The organism is Streptomyces sp. NPDC002092 (genome assembly GCF_053593775.1).
Genome location: NZ_JBSFDG010000002.1, coordinates 159,683 through 178,559, shown reverse-complemented (window position 1 = coordinate 178,559; position 18,877 = coordinate 159,683). Strand labels below are relative to the sequence as shown.

The following is an 18,877-nucleotide window of genomic DNA, read 5'->3' as shown; positions in this document are numbered from 1 at the left end:
ATGCATCCTTGCCACCGCCCCTTCGTCATATCGGTGTGCGGACTGTGCCGCTGTCTGTCAGAAGGTGTACGGGGTGAATGCGCGCAGCGGTTCAAGCACGGCGTCGACCAGTTGCTGGAACTTTGCTCGCTCGTCCGCGTTCATGATGTCGATGGCGTGACCGAAGGACTTCTCGTCGAGCTGGTCCAGGAACGGTTCGAGGAACCGGTCTAGAACCTCGGGTGCTTCGAGCCACCTGAGCCGGTACTTGTAGTAGCGAAATGTCTGCGCGTCAGCCTCACGGATCTCTTCGAGTGTGGCCTCGTGAGCGATGTTGTATTCCTCCTCGGTGATGGGCCTTCCGTCGTGGTGGAACCAGTCACCAGAGCCGTAGTCCTGGTACAGGTCGCACAGCAGGATGACGACTTGGGGGAGGGGTTCTTTGGTGGGAATGCGGGGTGCTCCTTGTCAGCGGTTGGTGGGGGTGGGCCATACAAAGGGTCCGGAGAATCCCCGGTTTCGGTAACCGGGGGTGTACGGCTACGATCCGTCGCCCTCCTACCGGGACCGGCCTGTGTGGGATGACGGCGGCGTGTACGCCTTCGGGATCCCGGCGCCGGTCTGTGAGGCGGCCTGAGCACGAGCGCTGTGGGCCTGCGCGGCTCGTGCACCCGGACCGGGGGTGTGCCGCTCACTGAGGCGTTGGATGCGCCAGACGAGGACTTCGGAGATCGACTTGGCGTCGTCCAAAGGGCGTTGCTGGGCGGCTTGTTGGAGGACGGTGGCGGGGTCGTGGCCGACGGCTTCGGCGGCGGCGAGGGCGGTGGTGAGGGCGGGCCAGGCGTTCTCGGTGAGGATCTGCTCGGCGTGGGCGGGCAGGACCTCGTGCAGGGTGCGGACGTGCTGGTGGACGGTTCCGTCGGTGGGGCGGTGCCGGGCGAGTGCGGCGAGGCTGATGGGCGCGATCTGGTCGTAGGCGGCCTGGAGATGGATGAGCGACTGGCGGGCGGCGGCCACCTGCCGGTCGTGGTGGCGCAGGGTGCTGCGGCGCTGGGTGGCGAGGACGACGAGGATGGCGGCGTCCAGGAGCATGGCCAGGGCGGTGTGGTCGGCGGGCTGGTCGCGCATGCCCTTCAGAGCGCTACGCAGGGCGCGAGCGTGCTGGTGGTCGACCTGGGCACGGGTGTGAGCGGCGTGTTCGAAGGCGAGTGCGGCCCGTTGGAGTTCGGCCTTCAGGTGGGCGGGGGCGTGGGCGGGCAGGGCGTAGAGGACTTCGCCGAAGACCGTCAGGTGGGCCTGGGCGATGTCCTCGTCGGCGTGGTCGAGGTGGTGCGGGATGCGCTCCGCGGCGGCGGTGGCCTGGTGCCATGCGTTGGGGCGGCGATTCCTGGCCGGTGAGTCTGCGGTGGCGGTGGGCGCTTCGGTGGCGGCCAGGCGCTGTCGGATCTGGGGGAGGGAGAGGTCGGTCGCGAGTTTGGAGCCGGAGTACCAGACGGGCTCGCCCTCACTGTTGGTGTCGCCGGGCAGGGCAACCTTGTAGCCCTGGAGGTCACCGGAGGGCAGGGCGCGGGTTTCGACCTGGAGGCCGGCGTCGGCGAGCAGGTTGAAGAAGTCGTCCAGGTCCTGAGCGTGGGAGAGCGCGGCACGCACGGTGTGCCGCAGCCGCTCGCGCGTCGTCATGCCACTGCCTTGCCGCTTGGCCTTCTCCTGCTCGGCGCGGGTGGGGCGCTTCGCGGCCGGGGTGCCGACGGCGGCTTCGGGTCCACGAGGTACCTGGGTGAGTCCGAAGTCCTTCTCGATCGCAGTGAGTTCGATCATGGCGCGGTGGTAGTCGTTCCAGTTTCGCGGCGGACGCAGGTCACCGCGGACCTTGGTGGCGACGATGTGGATGTGATCGTCCGCATGGCGCACGGCGACCCAGCGGCAACCGTCCGGATCACCCTCGGGCGCGATGCCGGTCGCGTGGAGCATGCGGCGGGCGATCGTCGCCCACTCGGCGTCGGTCAGGGCGCGGTCCTGGGGTGCGGCACGCACCGAGCAGTGCCACACATGCCCGTCCGGAGCCTTGTCGCCGGCCTGCTTGACCCGCAGATCCAGGGCCTTGGTGAGCTGGCCGAGGCGTTGCTCGTGGCCGGGGCTGTCGTAGGGGCCGGGGTCGGGGATGAAGTCGTCCCAGGAGGCGACGATGTGCTGGTTGGTGTGCTCGTTGGCGCGGCCCTTGTCGAAGAGGTAGGCCAGCACGCCGTACGTGTTGCTGCCCGGCTTGACGATGTTCGCGATCACGTCAGGCCGCCGCCTTCTGCTCGGCTGCCCGGAAGGCGGCGTCGTCGATCGCCCGGACCGTGTCGTGGGCGGTGGCGAGCAGGCGCTCCGCCCGCTGGAGGATCGCAGCGTCCACACGGTGGGGATCGCCGTCGGTGTTGAGGCGGTGGGCGATCTGGTTGACGTTGTTGCCCATCCGGGCGATCTGGGTGCGCAGGGCGGCCAGCTCGTCGATCGCATCGTCGTAGGGCGTGCGCAGGGCGGCGACGGTGATGTCACCGCGGACGCGGGCCATGGTGGCATCGGCGATGAAGTGTGCCATGGTCACGTGCTCGTCATTCGCTGCTGACTGGACACGGTGCTTCTCATCCGGGGAGAAGCGCACAGTGACACCCTTTTTTCGCTGTGAGTCGAGGTTTGCGCGACGGTGCGGCGAGCGCTTCTTGACCCCCACAGCAGGAGTGGCCGGCTGCTCACCGGCACCTGCCTGCTCCTGCTCCGGCGCGCCCTCGCGCCGGAGCAGCTCCTCCGCCACCCCCGGGGCGGAGGAGTCCGCGATGGACCGGCCTGTGGACGGTCCATCGCCATTGCTTGCTGCGCGTGTGACGGGAGTGGTGATCATCTGCTCTTGGGAGATGGGGAGTTCGGGGTAGTGGTCGCGCACGACGAGATGTCCTTGTGTCGGGGTTGCGGGGGTGGTGGGTTCAGGCGGTGCGCGGTTGCGTGTTGAGCTCGGCGAACTGCTCGGCTGCGAGGTCGAGCAGATCCACCAGGCGCCGCTCCGGGAGGCGAGCCGCGGAGGCCAGGACGCCGTCGATGCGCGGGTCGAGGGTGCTGACGGCGTCCAGTCCGGCGGCGCGGGCGACAACCAGGCGCAGCTCGGCCTCGAGCCAAGCCCACTGCTCGGTGGCGGGCACCGGGGTGTCGTCATTGATCTGACCCAGGGGGCCGATCCTGAGTCGGCTCAGGTAGTCGCCCCCGGCAGAGAGGATGTCGGGAAGGGAGATCTCGTCCTGGGCCATCCATCGTCCGTGTTCCAGCAGAGTGAGGATGGCGCAGCGCAGCAGGGTCATCTCGTCGCGCCCAGGCGCGGTGCAGATGGGGCAGGACCAGGACCAGTCGTGGCAGTCCCAGGCGGGCGTGGTCGAGCGGGGCATGGCAGGCGGGCCTTTCAGCGGTGGGTGGTTAGAGGTGCGGGGGGAGAGAGTTCAGTGGGGGTGGCCGGTACGGGCGGGGGGCTGGTGCTCGGCCTTGACCGCGTTGACGATGCTCTGGGCGAGGTCGGTGCCGACCTGGTGGCCGTCGGCGCGGACGGCTGCCTTGAGGGAGTCACGCGAGAGGCGACCCGTCTCGCGGTAGATGCCCTCCGCGTACGCGATGAGGGCATCCCGCGACAGGTCGGGCTTGCGACCGGGGCGCTTCGGCTCCGGCTTCTCGCCCGGATCGGAACCCGCGTCTGTGCCCGTACTCACCTCCGCGGCTGCATCTGTAGCGGGTTGAGGGCGGACGATGGATTCCGGGCGGTCCGACCGGTCTACACCTTCGTCGCCCGGATTCGGTACGGCCTCGGGGCGCTCGGGCCTTGCCCGCTTCGCCGCGCCAGCGCGGGGCTGGCTGACTCGGTATCCGGGCGTCTCCCACCGCGCGGGCAGCGGGAGCGAGGCCAACCGTGTGGCCTGCTGCCGGGTCCCGAGCTTCCGCAGCAGCAGCTCGTCCTGGCGGAGATCAACGTCGACGTCGGCCCTCTCCAGCGCTTCGTGCAGGCGCCGAGTCGCACGCCGGCCACACCCCTTGTTGCGCTTCTTCTCGGGCATCGCTTCGATGCGGAGGATCAACGTGACGGCCCGGCTCAGGGCCCGCTCGCGGATGAGTCGTGCGGCATCGGCGTCCTGGTCGTGGATGCCCAGGCGCGCCAGGAGCCGCTCGCGTGCCTGCCGGCCGAGGATCGCGAGCAGGCTGCGTGAGGCGGCCTCGGGGGTGTGGTTGCGTAGCTCGATTCCCATGGCCAGGTGCCAGAGGACTGCGGCCATGACCGGGCCGATCAGGGCGCGGACCGTGCCGCCGACGGGACCGGACTCGGCGTAGGCGGGGATGATCTGGCCTCCGGTGATCACCCATACCAGGACGCCAGGCGGTCCCGGCGCCTGCCTGGGGCCCTTCAGGTTCTGGCGTGCCATCAAGGCCATTGCGAACAAGGCCAGTTCAGCGGTGGCGAACATGAAGGTGCGCTCGACGGTGCTGACTATGTCCAGGTAGTCGGCGGCGAACCGCCAACTGGTGTCCGCGCTGTACGCGGTGCAGCCGATCGCGGCCACGGCAGCAACCCGCACGGCGACGGTTGAGCGCCACCGGCTGCGGGCGGGCGGCTGGCGGCGCTGCCGGTGAGCCATCCACGCGGCGAACAGGGCGAGCAGTACCAGCAGCGCGACCAGCACCGCTGTCAGTGCGGGTGAGGTGGCCCAGCCCGGGAGGAGCGGGATGCTGACGCTCTGGGCGGTTTGGGCTATCGGGGCAGGGGAGTGCAAGGGGCGGGCTCCAGGGCAGGGAAGTGGGGCTTGTGGGGGTGAGGGCGCTGTGAGCGGTTCCCTGCAGCGTTCGGGTGCAGGGTGCGCGCGTACGGTCGCGTGAACGCTTCGCGCGGGACGGCGAGGGTTTGGCCGACGGCGGTGAGATGGAGGGTGGACGCGTAGCCGCGGGCCTGTTGCCGGCCGGCCCCCTGCTCCTCCGGCGGCGTCTCCGGCCCTGGGCGGCCAGGTGCTGTCGACGAGGCGGGGCAGGTGGCGCCGGGGCGCGAGGGCCTGTTAATACCCGTCCGGGCCAGTGGCCGTGCTGCGCCTGCGGTCGGGGCCGTCGAGGATGACGCGGCGGGTCATCTCGGCGAGGCGGGAGGCGACGCGGTCGCCGACGGCGGTGCGCAGGTCGGCGATGGGGAGGTTAGTGGTGATGAGCGTGGGCAGCTCGTGGACGTACCGGTGGTCGATGAGCCGGTAGGTCAGTTCCTCGGTCCACTCCGACGTCTTGGCGGCGCCGAGGTCGTCGAGGAGCAGCAGCGGGCTGCGGGCCAGTTCCTGGAAGCGGCGTTCGCCGTCGTGGCCCTGGCGGGGGCGCAGGGTGGCATGCAGTTCGGCAGTGGTGATGGCCTCCCAGCGCAGCCGGACCCCGGCGCCGAGCAGCGAGCGAATGGCGCCGTACGCCTGGTAGGTCTTGCCGGTGCCGGTCGGGCCCGCGATCAGCAGCGAGGGACCATAGGCGATGCCCGGTGCGCCGCCCGGCCCCGGTCGTCCGGCAGCCGCGATCTCCTCGACCCAGGCCGATACGTCGGCGTGGGTGGCCAGGGCGCCGCGGTAGCGGCGTGGGATGCGGGCGGCGGCCAGCTCCAGTGCGGTCACCGGTTCCGGCGACGGCGCGGCGTCGACCACGGTGGTCGGGTCGATGTCGCGGGCGGCGAGGATCGCCTCCAGCTTGGCCACGGCGCCGCCGAGCTGGCGTGGCTCGCGGGCAGCGGTTGCCGTGGTCACAGCTCACCCCCGTACGCGGCCTGCACGTCGACCGGGTTGGTCCATGCCCGGTGCCCTGTGGGCGTGCCACTCGGCGTGGGCGGGTTCATGGCCTCGTTGACCAGGGTCGGCAGCACGCTGGGGTGCAGGCCCTTGGCGTGCAGCCGCTCGAGCCCGGTGCGCACGTACGCCGCGTCGATGCCCTCGGCGAGCAGCTTGGCGGTCTCCTTGCCGAGATGGCCGAGGAAGCCGGCGGGAGGCCGGTTGGCGCATGCGGCGGCGTATTCGGCGATGAGCGTCTTGGCCGAGAGGGTCTCGGGCGCGCGGGCGCTCGCGCCCCCCACCGGAGGTGATCCTAGATCCAGGATCCTAGGTCCTAGATCCGGACGGTGAGGGTTCACCGAGTCCTCCGTGAGCCCTCCCGGAATCCTCCGTGATGCCTCACTGAAACGCTCCTGATCTGCGGGTTCTTCGCTCTTCATCGAAGGTTCCCGCAGAGTGCGCGAGTCCTCGGCGAGGACTCCGGGAGGGCTCACCGAAGCTTCCGTGAGTCCTCCGTGATGGCCCCCGGGGGGCTGCGCGAGTCGCCCGCCCTCGTGATGCGGGCACGCTGGGAAGCGGCTGCCGCTGGGCCGGTTGATCTTCTGGTGCTTGGCCCAGGTGACGATGTGCAGGTAGTTCTTGCCGTCATCGCCTTCGTAGCGGCAGATCAGACCAGCCGTGTCGAGCTGGGTGAGGTCGTCCTCGACCGCCAGCGGGCCGTGCTCGGGGCGCAGCGCCCACAGGGCACCGGCGATGACGGCGGCCTGGTCGCGGCAGCGGCCGTGGTCGTCGGCCTGGGTGAGGAGCCCGAAGAATGTCCGTTCCGCGGAGATCGAGACCTCGGCCAGCGACTCGGAGATGAAAGCTTCCGGCTTGATGGTGCGTATCCGTGCCATGTCTATCGCCCCGCCTTCGCCGCCGACAGCGCGGTGGGGGATGGATGGACGGTGACGTGCGGGGATGGCGTTATCAGGTGGGCATCGGCCATACTGAGCATCAGCTCCTCTGCTCGCGGGCCATATGGGACGGCAATCCCGGACTCCGCGGGTCGATCGCTAGGGATGGCGGTTGAGAGGTTTGCGCTTGAGCCCCCGGCATCGCCGGGGGCTTCTTTCATGTGACGTCCGGTCGTGCAGGCTCCTGTGGGCGGTGGGGTGGGTACCACCATCATGCCACATGAATTGCAGATCGCAGAAGTGTTTTGCATCTCGCAGTAAGAATGCTACTGTTTACGCTGTGCTGCAAACCGCAGTGCATCGCTACGAACGGAAGGGGAGCGGTGGCGGAGGAAGAACCGCCCGAGGGCGTCCTGCTCAGCGGCGAGGCGAACGTCGCGACCCGCATCAGGGTGGAGCGCGAGGCTCGCGGCTGGAGCACCAACGCGCTATCCGACCGGCTCAACGAGGCCGGCTTCGAGATGAACCCGTCCGCGGTCTGGCGGATCGAAAACGGGAAGCGCCGCATCAACCTCGACGACGCCATCGGCTTCGCCGAGGTCTTCGGCATCGACCTGCGCAACCTCGTCGGGCCACCTCAGCTGGCGGCCAAGGCCCGCGCCATGGAACTCATCGACGAGGTCGTGGACGCGTTCCGTGCCACCCAGCGCGCCAACACGGCCTTCACCGAGGCGCGCGACGCTCTCGACGCCTACCTCGCCGAGCACCCCGACATCCGTGACGAGGCCGACGTCATGGTCTCCAACGCCATCGCGGAGGAAGCCAACAAGCACCTCATGAAGGCATACGGGCCCCCGCCCGGCGAGCACGGCGACACCAACTCCGCCACCGAGGCATAGCCTCCGGCTCCCACCCCCCGCTCTGGGCACGCAAACCCCCAGCACGGGCATCTCACCCTCATCCCTAGCGATCGACCGGCAGGCCGGTGTTGCCGCGCCCACGCCTGCCACAACCCGAAGAGGACTCGCTCCTTGCGCCAACCCGCAATACCCCCTGCCTCCGAACCGACGCCGCACACCGGGGCCGCCCTGCCGCGCCTGTACGTCCCCGAGGAAGTCGCCGCCGTCCTCGGCTGCTCCGCCTGGTGGGTCAAGGACCGCGCCCGTCGCCGGCTCATCCCCTTCGCGCGTGTCGGCCGCGCCTACCGCTTCACCGGCGAACACCTCGCGGAGATCATCCGCATGCACGAGGCCCGCCCTGCCCTCGCGCAACAGCCATCGGCAAGTGTGCCCGCCCGCAAGTCACCCGCTCCTCAGCCTTCTCCGTCGCCTGCCGTTGCCACGGCTCAGCTGCGCGCCCGGCCGCCGCGCCGAGCCCGTCAGGGCCAGTTCGGGACCGCCGCCTAGCACGACGACGAAGAGAAGGAAGGGAGGGGCACATGGGATTCGGCGAGAAGCGCGGAAACTACTGGCGCGGCCGTTACAAGATCGCGCCCGGCAAGCACCTCACCGTCGTCGCCGAGGACGGCAAGCCGATCAAGTTCGCGACCAAGGGCGAGGCCCAGCGTGCCGCGAGCGAGGCCGAGAACAAGTACCGGCGCGGCGACTGGCGCGACCCGGCGCGCGGCCAGGAGACCTTCGGCGAGTACGCGAACCGCTGGTACGCCGCCCAGGACCTGGCTGCCTCGACGATGCAGAACTACAAGCGCCACATCGAGGAGCATCTGCTCCCCGAGTTCGAGGACAAGGCGCTCGCGGGCATCCTGCGTACGGACGTCGAGCTGTGGGAGAAGAAGGAGCGTGCCGAGTACGCGGCCTCCAGCGTCAAGACCTGGCGCTCCACGCTCCACCTGATCTTCGAGGACGCGATCGACGAGGGCCTCATCACGTCCAACCCGGCGGCCAGGCGGCGCGGGCGCGGCAAGCGCGCCGGCCGCTCCCGCGACCGTGGCCCGGAGAAGGCCATCACCGACGCCCTCGGCATCCTGCTTACCGCCGAGCGTGCCGCCTTGCTCTCTGGCCGAGACGACGAGTTCGTCGCCGTCGTCCTCAAGGGCTACACCGGCATGCGCTGGGGTGAAATCGTCGGGTTGGAGACGGAGTTCGCACGCCCCGGCTCTGTCCGCGTCGAGTGGCAGCTGTACGAACTCGACACCGGGGAGTTCGTGCGCTGCCCGCCGAAGGACGACAGCTACCGCACCATCGACTCGGCGGACTGGCTGTCCGCCCTGGTGGCCAACCACGTAGCCCGGACAAAGCCGACACCTTGCCGATGCCACGGCAAGACCTACGTCTTCAAGGGCCAGGGCGCTGCTCGCACCGGAGGGCACCAGGGCGCGAAGCTCGTCGACGTCGCGCGCCGCGCTGAAGTCTCCACGGGCACGGTGTCCAATGTCCTCAACCACCCCGACCGCGTCACAGAAGCCAAGCGGGCCCGGGTGGAGCAGGCCATGGCGGACCTGGGGTTCGTCCGAGGTGGCGCGGTCTCGGAGAACGCCGCCCACTGGCGTCGAAACGGCTTCGCGACCTGGCTGTTCACTCCGGCGGTCTCCGGCTGGTATCCGAAGAAGGCACCGCAGGAAGCCCGCCCCGTACCAGTACTCGGCGAACCGTGGCCCGGCGTCCCGGCTCGAGGGCGTGGCGCGAACGACCGGGCCGACGTCTGCTGGGTTCCGATAGCCAAGGGCCTCACGCCCCATGGCCTGCGCCATACCCACCGGACCGCCATGGAGGACCTGGGTACCGAGAAGGTCCTCATGGACGAACGCATGGGCCACATCGACGGATCCGTCTCCGCGCGCTACGCCCACGTCACTCCTGGCATGCGCAAGCGCCTCGTGGCAGGGCTGACCGAGCAGTGGGAGACGGCGCTCAACGCCCGACGGGCTATGTGCCCGACGTCGCCGGTGCGCGTGCTCAATGATCTCTTGCGTGAACGCGCAGCACCCGCCAATAGCTCCTCGGAGGAGTCGTAGGTCCGGGCTGATACCGCAGGCTGATGGTGCGCCACTGCACGAAGCTCGCCCCTGCCACCGGACGTCGTGAGTCCAGTGGCAGGGGCTTTGCGAAACTGCGCTACCTCTGGGCGTTGCTACGCCTTGCCGAGAGCCCTGCTCCGATGAGGGCGTTTCCGGCATCTCCGTGGCCGTTCAGACAGAGGGCGGTACCGGCGGCGCAGAAGAGCCCAGACAGTGCGAGCGTGGCCCAGGCATAAGCGATCTCTGTGCGTGAACTTTTCGCGGGAGTGCGCTCCGGCGTACGTGGCTCGCTCGACGGCACGTCGTGCGCCTGCGAGCCATCCGAGAGATCGGATGATGTGGACATGTCAAATCCTTGCTTTTGTGCGTGCGCCAGCACGCGGTGAATGGATGAACAGACCTTGGACCGGCTGGGAGTTAGCCGCGCAAGTCCACTGGTCGTGCCCGGTGGCGCCCCGGGACAGGGAGGAGACTGCACTGCGCGGCGAGCTGATTCGAGTTCTCGCGAACTTGCGGCAGCCGTCGCGTTGCCCTCTGGTCACAGTCCAAAGGGAGGGGATTCTCCTGCCGATCTGCGTGGTGCTACAAAGTGATCCACCAAATCACGAGTCCACCGACAGCGGTGCTGGCGCCGTAGGCGACGCCGAGCGCGAATCGCCTGGCCAGCGGCTTACTGCGCCGTTTTTGTTCGGTTACGCAAGCTGCGCCCCACGATCACCGGACGCATTGAAAGCAGCATGAGGAGTGATCAGGGATGCCTGGTGCGCCCAGCCCTCTGAAATCCCGCATTGAACACCGGATCAGGCGGCGGTCGGGCGTGGGCTGCCGTGGAAGACCTGGCTGGTATGCCAGGAGCGGTGGGCTGCCGCGATGGGCCGGGTGCCGGGTTGAGGGCCGATGAGCGGACGGCCCGCGAGCGCTGTGACATGCTCGCGGGCAGCCTGGCTGCGGCCGATGAATTGCTGTGAGACCAGGATGCGGTGGCCGTCTCCTATGCCGAGGACGCCCTTGTCGAAGAGTTTGTGGTGCAGCGAGCACAGGCACAGCCCGTTGTCGACGTCGTCCGGGCCGTCGAACGCCCACCAGCGCACGTGCGCGGCCTCCAGCCCGACGGGCACCGTGCCGATCACGCCGTCGTAGCCGCAGAAGGCGCACTGGTACTCGTACGCGGTCAGCACCATCTCCCGCATCCGCCGGTCCCGCTGCCGCCGCTCGGGCGCCACCAGGGCATCCGTCTCCGCCAACTCCAGTTCCAGACCCACCGCGTCGCACAGGTCCTGGTGCAGCGACGGCGGGAAGTGCAGATCCAGCAGCACCCTTGCCATGCGGCCCAGCAGCGACGGTTCCCGCCGCAACGCCACCCGCAGGTCAGGGGCGAGCCGCCCGGCGGCCCTGCTCGCCCGCAGTTCCCGCACCCCGGTGCCCGGGCTGCCGACGCCGTGGTCGGTCCGCACTTCCCACACCCCGTCGCTGACCAGATGGTGGAAGGGATAGGCGGGCGTGGTCCCACGCGACGGACCGTACTCCGCCAGCAGTTGCTTCAGATCCGCCTCCACAGCGCTGTAGAACAACTCGCCCTCGGCATCCGACTGAAACCGGCCCAGCGCATACAGCAGCAGCAACGGCTTGTGCGGCGCCCGCACCCCGTCCCGGCTCCACTGCCTCAGCTTCGCGGCACGCTCCAGCCAATCCATGACGGTGATCGTAGTGATGCTTCGCCGTACATCATGCTGTCCGGGCTGTAACTCCTCCTGGGCCTGCGACGGGCGCACCGGCTTCGCCCATGTGCCTGCCGGCTCGCCATTCCAGCGCCTGGGGTTCCTCGGTGAACTCGATCAGATGCTGTCCGGCGAACCGTTGCAGCGCGTTGCGCACTTCCGCGGGGGTGGCATAGAAGAACTCCTTCCGGCTGTTGACCTGGTTGACGCGCTTCGAGGCGAACTGCCGGTGGAGTTCTGTCTCCAGGCCAACCGCGTCTTTGCTGAAGATCAGCGCGTGCACGTCGAAGCGGAAGGGCACGGCCGCGCCACTCAACTCGTAGACGCGCTCCAGAGGTTCGAGCCGACGCGTCATGCCGATCTTCACCATGCGATCGCCGAAGGCGCCGATATTCGAGATGACGTATACGTAGCCGGCGCGGACGTTGGCTGCACGGGACTCGACATCCTGCAGTGCGTTCTCGATCTCGGCCAATTTGGCCTGCATCTCCGCCACGCCCGCCTCGTCACCGCGCTCGCGCAGGCGGTCAAGTGCCGCCTGATAGTGGCCGAGTTCCTTGTTCAGCTTCTCGCGCTGCCGGTCGAGTTCCCGCTGGACCGCTGCCTCCTCCCGCTCACGGGCGCGCACCTCGCGCTGGGCCTCTTTCTCCTCTTCCTTCTTCTGCAGGAAGTCGGCGGTGAGTTCCAACTCCCGTACGCGCGCGTTGTGGTACTCGTCGGTGATCCGGATGTGCATGGTGGCGCCGAGCCTCGCGATCGTCTCGCGGCTCTTGTAGAGCCGGTCGACGAGGGAGCTCAGCCTGTGTGGGCGCATGGACCGCACGGCGTAGTCGGCTTCGGCGTTGTAGGCGCGCAGCATGAGCTTGGAGAAGTCGCGGACCATCTTCTGGCCCTCGCGCTTGGAGCCGTTGACCGTCCAGTCCGTGGCCGCCTGGACGGCGCGGCCTCCACGTGCGAGCCCCTTGATCTCGTTCTGCAGTGTGTCGAGTCTGCTGCGGTAGGCGATCGCGTCGTGCAGCGCGTGCCGGTAGGCATAGATCCCGGCCTCCTGCAGCATGGCGGTCTCGTCGGCGTTGACGATGCGGCCTTGCAGTTCGGCGAGCCGCCGCTCCGCCTCCACGATGTTCTGGTGGTGACGGTCAGCCTCCTTGCGTACTCGCTCGGTCTCCTTCGCCGTCCGGCGCGCGTCCTCGATGATCTCCTTCGCAGTCTCGCGCGCGTCCCTGATGATCCCATCGGCCTCCTCGGCGGCTTCGGCGGACGCCTTCTCACGCAGCGCGGCGGCCTCCGCCTCGACCTGCCGTACGAGGCCCGCAACCTGCGCGGCATCCAGGCCCTGTGTCCTTGCGATCCACGCCCGTAGCTCTTCGGCCTCGGACACGGCATCCGCACGACGCCGTCCGAACAGCCCGCCCTTCCGAGGCGCCGGCACCGCCGTCGCGCTCCCGGGAGTGGCCACAGCCGGCAGCGTAGAGCCTGTGGCAGGACCGACGGCGAGCGCGGCGGTGGCGGAGTCGGCTTCAGGAACCCACAACTGCCATCCCTCTGGCATCGGGGGCCACGAGGGGTCGGGCCGCCAGTCCGGCGGCGGCATCCATCCCGCGGGTGGCACAGGCCAACCTGGCGGCGGATTGAAACGGTAAGTAGTCATTCCCCACCCCCTCGCCCCTGGGGCTCCCCAGCCCACAGGGCGTCGGACAATCCCGGCAAACGTAGAGTGACATTTTCTTCGTGATCAGCTACCAGATCACCCGCATATTCGACCTCGTGACCATGCTGTGACTATGCGTGAGGGTCTCTCTGGACGAGGGACATGGGTTCCAGGTGGAACGCGACGACGTCACCGCCGGCGAACTGGTCGACGAGCAACTGAGTCTCATACGTGGAGGGAGCGTCGGCCGGTGAGAAACGCTGCGAGGAACAGCTCGGATGGCCGGACGTGCTGCTGTGCCTCTTGTGGTCGCTGCCGGGGCGAAGCTATCTCGCGCGATGCTTCGCGGGGCGGTGTCAACCTGGTGATGAGGAGCTGGCGTCGGTGGTTATGGCAAACGCCCAGTGATGGGTCCAACAGAACTGGCTCAATAGGTACATGGAGATTGGCGAGCACTGGGCCTACCGCGCAAGGCCGAAGGAGCTGGGCGGCGCGGTCCGCCAGGTGGAGGTCGTTCGCGTGGGTGGCCCTGGCAGGTCTGGCTGGGTCCACGTGCGGTTTCTCGAAGGTGATGCCGCCGGCCTGCAAGAGTGGGTCAGTTCCGGCTCTCTCGTAGCGCCGTGGGCGGATGTCGATACGTTCCGCCGGGACGACGCGGCGGAGTTGGCACTGGTGGAGTCCTCTCGCCACGTCCGGGGCAGCACGGAATTTGAGGCCGCCCGCATGATCCTCGGATTCGTCCGTCCGAAGAACAGGCTGCGCCTGCGCCGAACGGTGGCAGACGCCGGAGTTCTGGAGCTGAGCCGCCTCGATGAGACGGCACCGCTCATCGGCATGGACGCCACCGAACTCCGCGGCGAGACCATGGTGTTCGAGAACCGCCACGGCATGTGCCTTGCTGGTTGGCCGGTCACCGAGCGCGTCGCCCGCCACGTTGCCGCCCGCCTCGCCGACGAGATCCTCCCGGAGATGGACCGCAAACAGCGGGACATCGAGCAGGAGCGTGCCCAGCCCTCCTGGTACTCCTACAGTCGGCGTGACGAGCGCAAGTTGGATGCGGAGGCGGCCGTTCTGCGGACCGTCCGGGCGTGGTGCGGCGAGGACAAGGCCGAGCGCTACGACGAGTTGGTCGCCCTGCGCGCCGAGGTCATCAGGCTCGGGGAGCTCGTAGAGAAGGCGGTCAAAGCCCTACGCGATCGCGGGCATGGTGTCATCGCCTCCACCATTGAGCGCGACCTTGGCGTCCATATCGCCACCCTTGATCCTGATGTGCGTCGATGACCCCGCGCCACGGGTCTGGCTCCGGCTTGGGTGGTGCTGGCTGTGCCGGAGGTTTCTCCTTCTCCGGCCGGTCCGGGTGCCAGCCGTCGAGGAACGGTCGTAGCTGCTTCTTCGTCGGCTCCACGTTGAAGTCACGGGCGGCCAGACCCTCGCCGTTTGTGGTGGGGTCGAGCTGATCGGCCTCTGTGTTCCCCCAAGCCGACCATTCACGCAGCCTCCGAGCTTCGAGGGCATCTTGCGACGCTGCCGCGGCCTCATCCAGAGCGGCACAGAACGCCCGGATCTCACCCGCGGCCCGCCACTGCTCAAGGGCCGTGCCGAAGTGCTCGGCCCGAACCGCATGCACCGCCTTGACCGAAGCTGCGCTGACAGCGGCCTTCCATTCCCGCCGCTCGCGCTCCTCCCGTTCCGCTGCCAGGCGCCGGCGCTCCGCCTCCTGCCGCTCCCGTTCCTCGCGCAGACGCTGCTGCTCCGCCTCACGCTCCAGCCGGGCTCGCTCCTGCTCCTCCGACCGCGCCTTCAAGGCGCGGAAGACGGAGCCGATCTGCTCCTCCAACGGCTTCTTGGCGGTATCGGCCCATTCTTTCTTCCAGCCGTAGTTGTAGCTGTAGCCCGAGTTCTCGCTGACCAGCAGCTCCAGTTCGCCGGACGGCTCGAACTTCTGGGCGGGGGTGACACGTTGCCAGTCGTACATACGGCGGCCCGGCTGCTTGGGGACGTACCGGACCGGCTTCTGCCGTTCGCGGAAGCTGACCTCGTACGTCCGGCCGTGGACGGTGAGCAGCGGCCTCGGCTGCCTGCGCTTCTTGGACACCGCGATTTCGCCGTGGCGTGCGAGGGCTTGCTCAGCGAGGAGCCGGAGCAGCGAGAGCACCCGAGGGAGGACCTCCTCCGAGATTTCGAAGGCGCTGTGGTCCGCGGTGATTGCTGCGATCACGTCCTCGACATCGGTCATCACACGGCTGCGCGCCAGCCGGATCCTGTTCCACTCGGTCTCGTCCTCGCCGGTCACCCGGAGCAGGCCGAGGAAGAAGTCCCCCTTCGCCCGCCCGCTGTACTTCAGGCTGTATCCCTCGGGGGCACACTGCCGGGCTGCGTCGAACGCCCTGCGATAGCGGGCTCGCTCCTCGTCGTTGGGGTTGGGGATCCGGAGGAACCGTCCAGCCTGCTGTACCTCCGCGATCAAGGCGGCTCCGACTTCAGCAGGGGATGGCCTCGAGGGCTTGGCGGCGCGCTGTGGCGCCGGCTTCGTCGTGGACGGGGCTGTGACTTGCTTCTGTGGTGGAGGGGCCGGTCGTGCCCTTTGGTCGGACCCAGTTGACCGCTGCCCGCGCTGAGCTGGTTCCGGTCGGTCCGGGTGATGGCCGTGTGCCAGGTAGAAGCGCCCCGCGTCAGTGATCTCCGCCTGCCACTTCCCATCCTGCTTGGGCATGGTGATCAGGCGCCGGTCCTTGAGCGCGCGGGCGGTGAGAGCGAGCTCAGGGCTGTCCGACGTGACGGGGTCGGTTCCGTCGCCGATGCGGGTGAGGAGTGCGAGCTGCCGGTCATTCAACGGAGACCATCGGTGCATGTCGATCGTCGTACCGTCTGTGGTCTCCTCGGCACAAGCCGTGGGGCGTCTCTTGCGGAGCGCACGCGGCGCACGGCGCGTTTGAAGGCAGAACGCCAGTCGCTGGGAGCCACGGGGGCCGATTCTCGAAGCCAAGGGGCATACAACAGGTCAGGCCCGGTGCTTCATTGTCGAAGCGATGGGACTTGAACCCACGTCCTCTTCGTCCCGGAAACAATCTTGGTGCGCGGCGGTCCAGCCACGTGCGTAGTGCTGACCTGTGTGAACAGCACCAGACCGATCGTGCGTGTACGCCAGCGTTCGCTCCCGTAACCGTGTAGTTAGACGCGCACTCCGCTTTGCGGAGTTACCCCTTCAGCCCGCTGGCTGGCGTCGCGGTAGGGGCTGCAACGCCTGCGTGTTGCAGCCCCTATGGCGGAGTCAGTCTTCTCCTAGTCGAGGACGCTGTCGGCACTCGATTGGGGGGCCTGGAGCATGCGCCGAACCCGGCTCGCCATACCCCGGACCGGGAGGTAGATCCGGGTGCCGCTGGATCGGGCCGAAGTGATGAGTCCCGCCCCCGCGAGCCGCTGCACTGCCTCCGGCACGAGTTCCCGGTGCTTCGCGTCCAGTCCGCGGAAGAGCGCGGACTCCTTCCGCCCCGTGCCACGCTGGGCGTAGACCTTCTTCAATATTGTGAGCAAGACCTTGTTCATCGGTGTCGTCGTCAGCGCGAGTATGCCCTTGGCTGTCGACATTTGCGCGTCGAACTGGTCAACCTCGCAGTCGACGAAGCGGTCCGTCGGGAGAGCCGACCACCCTGCCACCCCCGTCATCTGTCCGATGAGGCAACTGTGAAAGTGCGGGAGCGCATATCCGTCGTGATCAGTGAAGTCTAGTTCTTGGATCACGCAGTCCTGGAAGCTCAGCCAGTCATAGCTGTTGGCGTCAGCAGCCAACGAGAACAGGGGGAGTTCGATCTCGTGAAGGGAGATCGGTGTACGTGGGATGTTAGCGGGCCAGAGCCGCGCGGCGACCCGGACGATGTCCGCGATAACGGCATCTGAGACCCCGCGGCGCTGGAGGGTGTTAGCGGATGAGTAGGCGGCCCCCGAACTCGCGGAGCTCTCTCGGGCCAGTCGCACAGCGGCAACGTCAATGCCTACCTCGTCCAGGCAGGCGACGGTCCCAGTCATTTCGAGCAGCGGGCTATCTGTATTCGGTTCTAGGACACAGCCCACAACGTCGCCCGCACGGGCGGCGTCAGCGAGGGAGACATCGACGAAGCGCCGGGATCCATCCACGCTATCCATTGCCCCGAGCCCGGGGAGCCGTTGCAGAAGTTGGTAGGAGCCCTCGTCCGGAGCGTAGCCACACACTGACTGGAACACGGACGTCAGCTCGTCCTGCGAGATGGGCCCCAGCCCGTCGGCGGAGCGTCGCACCTGAGTAGCAAGCCGCTCCAGCACTTTGCGGACGGTGAACCCGTCCACCCCCATCTCCATGTCGGCTTCTCGCTCGGCGATGCGGTCGAGCATCATGTCCCAGCCCTCACCTGCCGAGCGGCCGAACGTTCCCTCGATGGATCCCTGGAGGGCGCTCGACGCGCCTAGGTAGCTCAGGAGAAGTGGGCGCGAGGGCAGCCAGTCCGGGAGCGCGTCGTGCCATCCGTACGCGTGGAGTATCTTCTGCGCCTGCTCCTCCGTTGGCTCGCCCGCCATCAGAAAGAGGGAGTTGGTACGGGCGCCCAGCGCGGTGCGCATCTCGCGCTCGCTGTCGAAGAAGTGTGCCCGCCCCGCGAGGACGATGGACGTCGAGGTGCGTGACTCCTGGCAGAACCGGCGTACGAGTTCCACAGACCGGCGGCGGATGTCGCGCATCGCAGACGTTTTCCCGATCCAACCGGGTGTCGCGATCTCGTCGAAGCCGTCCAGGATGAGCGTCACATCGCCCGACCGCCACGCGCGGACCAACTGCGAGGGTGTGGGAAACCCAATGGCGCGCGCGTGGCGTTCTAGGGCCTCGACCGGATAGATCTGACCCTGGTGATCGCGCAGATTGAGGAGGATAGGAAAGGGGCGGTAGGGGTGCTTGCGGTGGGTCTTGGCCAGATGCTGGTATAGCTCGCGCAGAAACATGCTCTTACCGGCCCCGTAGTCGCCGTAGAGGAGGACGGATGTACCGCCCTCCACCCGCTGGGCCACGCTACCGATCGAGACCGGTTCGTCTGTGCCACTCTCCACGGGGTCGACTGCGACGTATGGCTTAAGGTCGCCGTGGTCGCCACTACTCGGCTCGCGTGCGCTGCCGAACGGGTAGGCAGAACGCAGCTCCAAGTAGCGCATTGAATCGACGAGTTGGCTCCGAAGCTGGGCGAAACTGCACGCTACGAGCGGCGGGCCAAATCCCTTAATAACCGTGCGCTGGTCAGCAGTTGGTTCGTCGTGAGTGACGAAGAAGCCCTTGACGGATTTGAACGGGTGTTGACGAGCCATGGCAACACAAGCGTCGTGCAGCTTTTTGCCGTCCTTCTGCGCCTTGTCCTTGCGATGGGAGACCGTGCATTCGACGATCGTGACTGAGTCCGGCCCGATGAAGACGCCGTCGCGTTCCGCAGTGCCGATGTAGGTGGACCCTTGAAACTCATTCTCCGGGGCGAAGAGCGCACGGGATATGCGCAGCACCTCGGCCTCGAACTCCGACTCTTCCTGTTGCTTCTGGTCCGCTGGCACCAGGACCCCCCTCCAGCTCATGTGTCTTGCATCACATCATATGTTGCAGGGTGCGGGCCTGATCACCGGTCTACAGGCGTGGCGTATGCGTTGTTGCACACCGCGTAAGCCCGAGCTTCGGCCTGCCGCGACAACGACCGTGGGCTTGGGGGACTGGGCACGACGCGAGAGTGCCTGGCTCAGGTCTGCCTACTGTTGGCACCGCACCCAGCTCCCAGCGGAGCGGGAGCAGGTGAATCTTGCGCCGCGTGGTGTGGTCGTTGTTCCAGCCGTGGATGGCGCGTCCGCTACGG

General features: G+C 68.0%; 14 protein-coding genes. 4 read left to right on the top strand and 10 right to left on the bottom strand.

What is annotated here, in order from left to right; genetic code table 11:
• Nucleotides 1-537 precede the first annotated feature (537 nt).
• From ACWCRD_RS04710 to ACWCRD_RS04685, 6 genes are all read right to left on the bottom strand, one after another.
• Nucleotides 538-2,262: a relaxase/mobilization nuclease domain-containing protein gene (locus ACWCRD_RS04710; RefSeq protein WP_450964509.1), complete on the bottom strand. Its 1,725-nt coding sequence runs from the start codon at nt 2,260-2,262 to the stop codon at nt 538-540.
• A 1-nt stretch (nt 2,263) separates the two neighbouring features.
• Nucleotides 2,264-2,863, bottom strand: a complete 600-nt coding sequence (locus ACWCRD_RS04705; RefSeq protein ID WP_450964939.1) for a MobC family plasmid mobilization relaxosome protein — start codon at nt 2,861-2,863, stop codon at nt 2,264-2,266.
• Nucleotides 2,864-2,945: 82 nt separating this feature from the next.
• Nucleotides 2,946-3,398: a hypothetical protein gene (locus ACWCRD_RS04700; RefSeq protein ID WP_450964508.1), complete on the bottom strand. Its 453-nt coding sequence runs from the start codon at nt 3,396-3,398 to the stop codon at nt 2,946-2,948.
• 51 nt (nt 3,399-3,449) lie between these two features.
• Nucleotides 3,450-4,766, bottom strand: coding sequence for a hypothetical protein (locus tag ACWCRD_RS04695; RefSeq protein WP_450964507.1), 1,317 nt, complete (start codon nt 4,764-4,766; stop codon nt 3,450-3,452).
• 276 nt (nt 4,767-5,042) lie between these two features.
• Nucleotides 5,043-5,759, bottom strand: a complete 717-nt coding sequence (locus tag ACWCRD_RS04690) for an ATP-binding protein (protein ID WP_450964506.1) — start codon at nt 5,757-5,759, stop codon at nt 5,043-5,045.
• Nucleotides 5,756-6,676 (bottom strand): hypothetical protein, encoded by a 921-nt coding sequence (locus tag ACWCRD_RS04685; RefSeq protein WP_450964505.1) that lies wholly within the window; start codon nt 6,674-6,676, stop codon nt 5,756-5,758. Before ACWCRD_RS04685 ends, ACWCRD_RS04690 begins: the two co-directional genes overlap by 4 nt.
• A 383-nt stretch (nt 6,677-7,059) precedes the next feature.
• Here ACWCRD_RS04685 and ACWCRD_RS04680 point away from each other — a divergent pair, with 383 nt between their 5' ends.
• The 3 genes from ACWCRD_RS04680 to ACWCRD_RS04670 all read left to right on the top strand — a co-directional run bounded on the left by ACWCRD_RS04680 (nt 7,060) and on the right by ACWCRD_RS04670 (nt 9,650).
• Nucleotides 7,060-7,575 (top strand): helix-turn-helix domain-containing protein, encoded by a 516-nt coding sequence (locus tag ACWCRD_RS04680; protein ID WP_450964504.1) that lies wholly within the window; start codon nt 7,060-7,062, stop codon nt 7,573-7,575.
• Between the two features lie 132 nt (nt 7,576-7,707).
• Nucleotides 7,708-8,082 (top strand): helix-turn-helix domain-containing protein, encoded by a 375-nt coding sequence (locus ACWCRD_RS04675; protein WP_450964503.1) that lies wholly within the window; start codon nt 7,708-7,710, stop codon nt 8,080-8,082.
• A gap of 32 nt (nt 8,083-8,114) precedes the next feature.
• Nucleotides 8,115-9,650, top strand: coding sequence for a LacI family DNA-binding transcriptional regulator (locus ACWCRD_RS04670; RefSeq protein ID WP_450964502.1), 1,536 nt, complete (start codon nt 8,115-8,117; stop codon nt 9,648-9,650).
• A gap of 803 nt (nt 9,651-10,453) precedes the next feature.
• Here ACWCRD_RS04670 and ACWCRD_RS04665 read toward each other — a convergent pair.
• Both ACWCRD_RS04665 and ACWCRD_RS04660 read right to left on the bottom strand, forming a co-directional pair.
• On the bottom strand, nt 10,454-11,347 hold the full coding sequence (locus tag ACWCRD_RS04665) for a phosphorothioated DNA-binding restriction endonuclease (protein WP_450964501.1): 894 nt from the start codon (nt 11,345-11,347) through the stop codon (nt 10,454-10,456).
• 31 nt (nt 11,348-11,378) lie between these two features.
• Complete coding sequence (locus tag ACWCRD_RS04660) at nt 11,379-12,830, bottom strand: DUF4041 domain-containing protein (RefSeq protein ID WP_450964500.1); 1,452 nt, start codon at nt 12,828-12,830, stop codon at nt 11,379-11,381.
• Nucleotides 12,831-13,460: 630 nt separating this feature from the next.
• On the opposite strand from ACWCRD_RS04660, the gene ACWCRD_RS04655 reads away from it, so the two are divergent.
• The gene (locus tag ACWCRD_RS04655) at nt 13,461-14,303 is read left to right on the top strand and encodes a PE-PGRS family protein (protein ID WP_450964499.1); all 843 of its coding nucleotides are present in this window, start codon (nt 13,461-13,463) and stop codon (nt 14,301-14,303) included.
• Here the strand turns inward: ACWCRD_RS04655 and ACWCRD_RS04650 are convergent.
• Together ACWCRD_RS04650 and ACWCRD_RS04645 are read right to left on the bottom strand one after the other, a co-directional pair.
• A complete protein-coding gene (locus ACWCRD_RS04650; protein ID WP_450964498.1) occupies nt 14,233-15,489 on the bottom strand; it encodes a hypothetical protein in 1,257 nt (418 codons plus the stop codon). The genes ACWCRD_RS04655 and ACWCRD_RS04650 overlap by 71 nt on opposite strands.
• A gap of 815 nt (nt 15,490-16,304) precedes the next feature.
• The gene (locus ACWCRD_RS04645) at nt 16,305-18,584 is read right to left on the bottom strand and encodes an NACHT domain-containing protein (protein WP_450964497.1); all 2,280 of its coding nucleotides are present in this window, start codon (nt 18,582-18,584) and stop codon (nt 16,305-16,307) included.
• Nucleotides 18,585-18,877: the final 293 nt, after the last annotated feature.

Excerpts from the sequence above, each read along its gene's own strand:
- ACWCRD_RS04705 (WP_450964939.1), bottom strand. The coding sequence starts at position 2,863 with ATGATCACCACTCCCGTCACACGCGCAGCAAGCAATGGCGATGGACCG.
- ACWCRD_RS04700 (WP_450964508.1), bottom strand. The coding sequence starts at position 3,398 with ATGCCCCGCTCGACCACGCCCGCCTGGGACTGCCACGACTGGTCCTGG.
- ACWCRD_RS04685 (WP_450964505.1), bottom strand. The coding sequence starts at position 6,676 with ATGGCACGGATACGCACCATCAAGCCGGAAGCTTTCATCTCCGAGTCG.
- ACWCRD_RS04670 (WP_450964502.1), top strand. The coding sequence starts at position 8,115 with ATGGGATTCGGCGAGAAGCGCGGAAACTACTGGCGCGGCCGTTACAAG.
- ACWCRD_RS04665 (WP_450964501.1), bottom strand. The coding sequence starts at position 11,347 with ATGGATTGGCTGGAGCGTGCCGCGAAGCTGAGGCAGTGGAGCCGGGAC.
- ACWCRD_RS04655 (WP_450964499.1), top strand. The coding sequence starts at position 13,461 with ATGGAGATTGGCGAGCACTGGGCCTACCGCGCAAGGCCGAAGGAGCTG.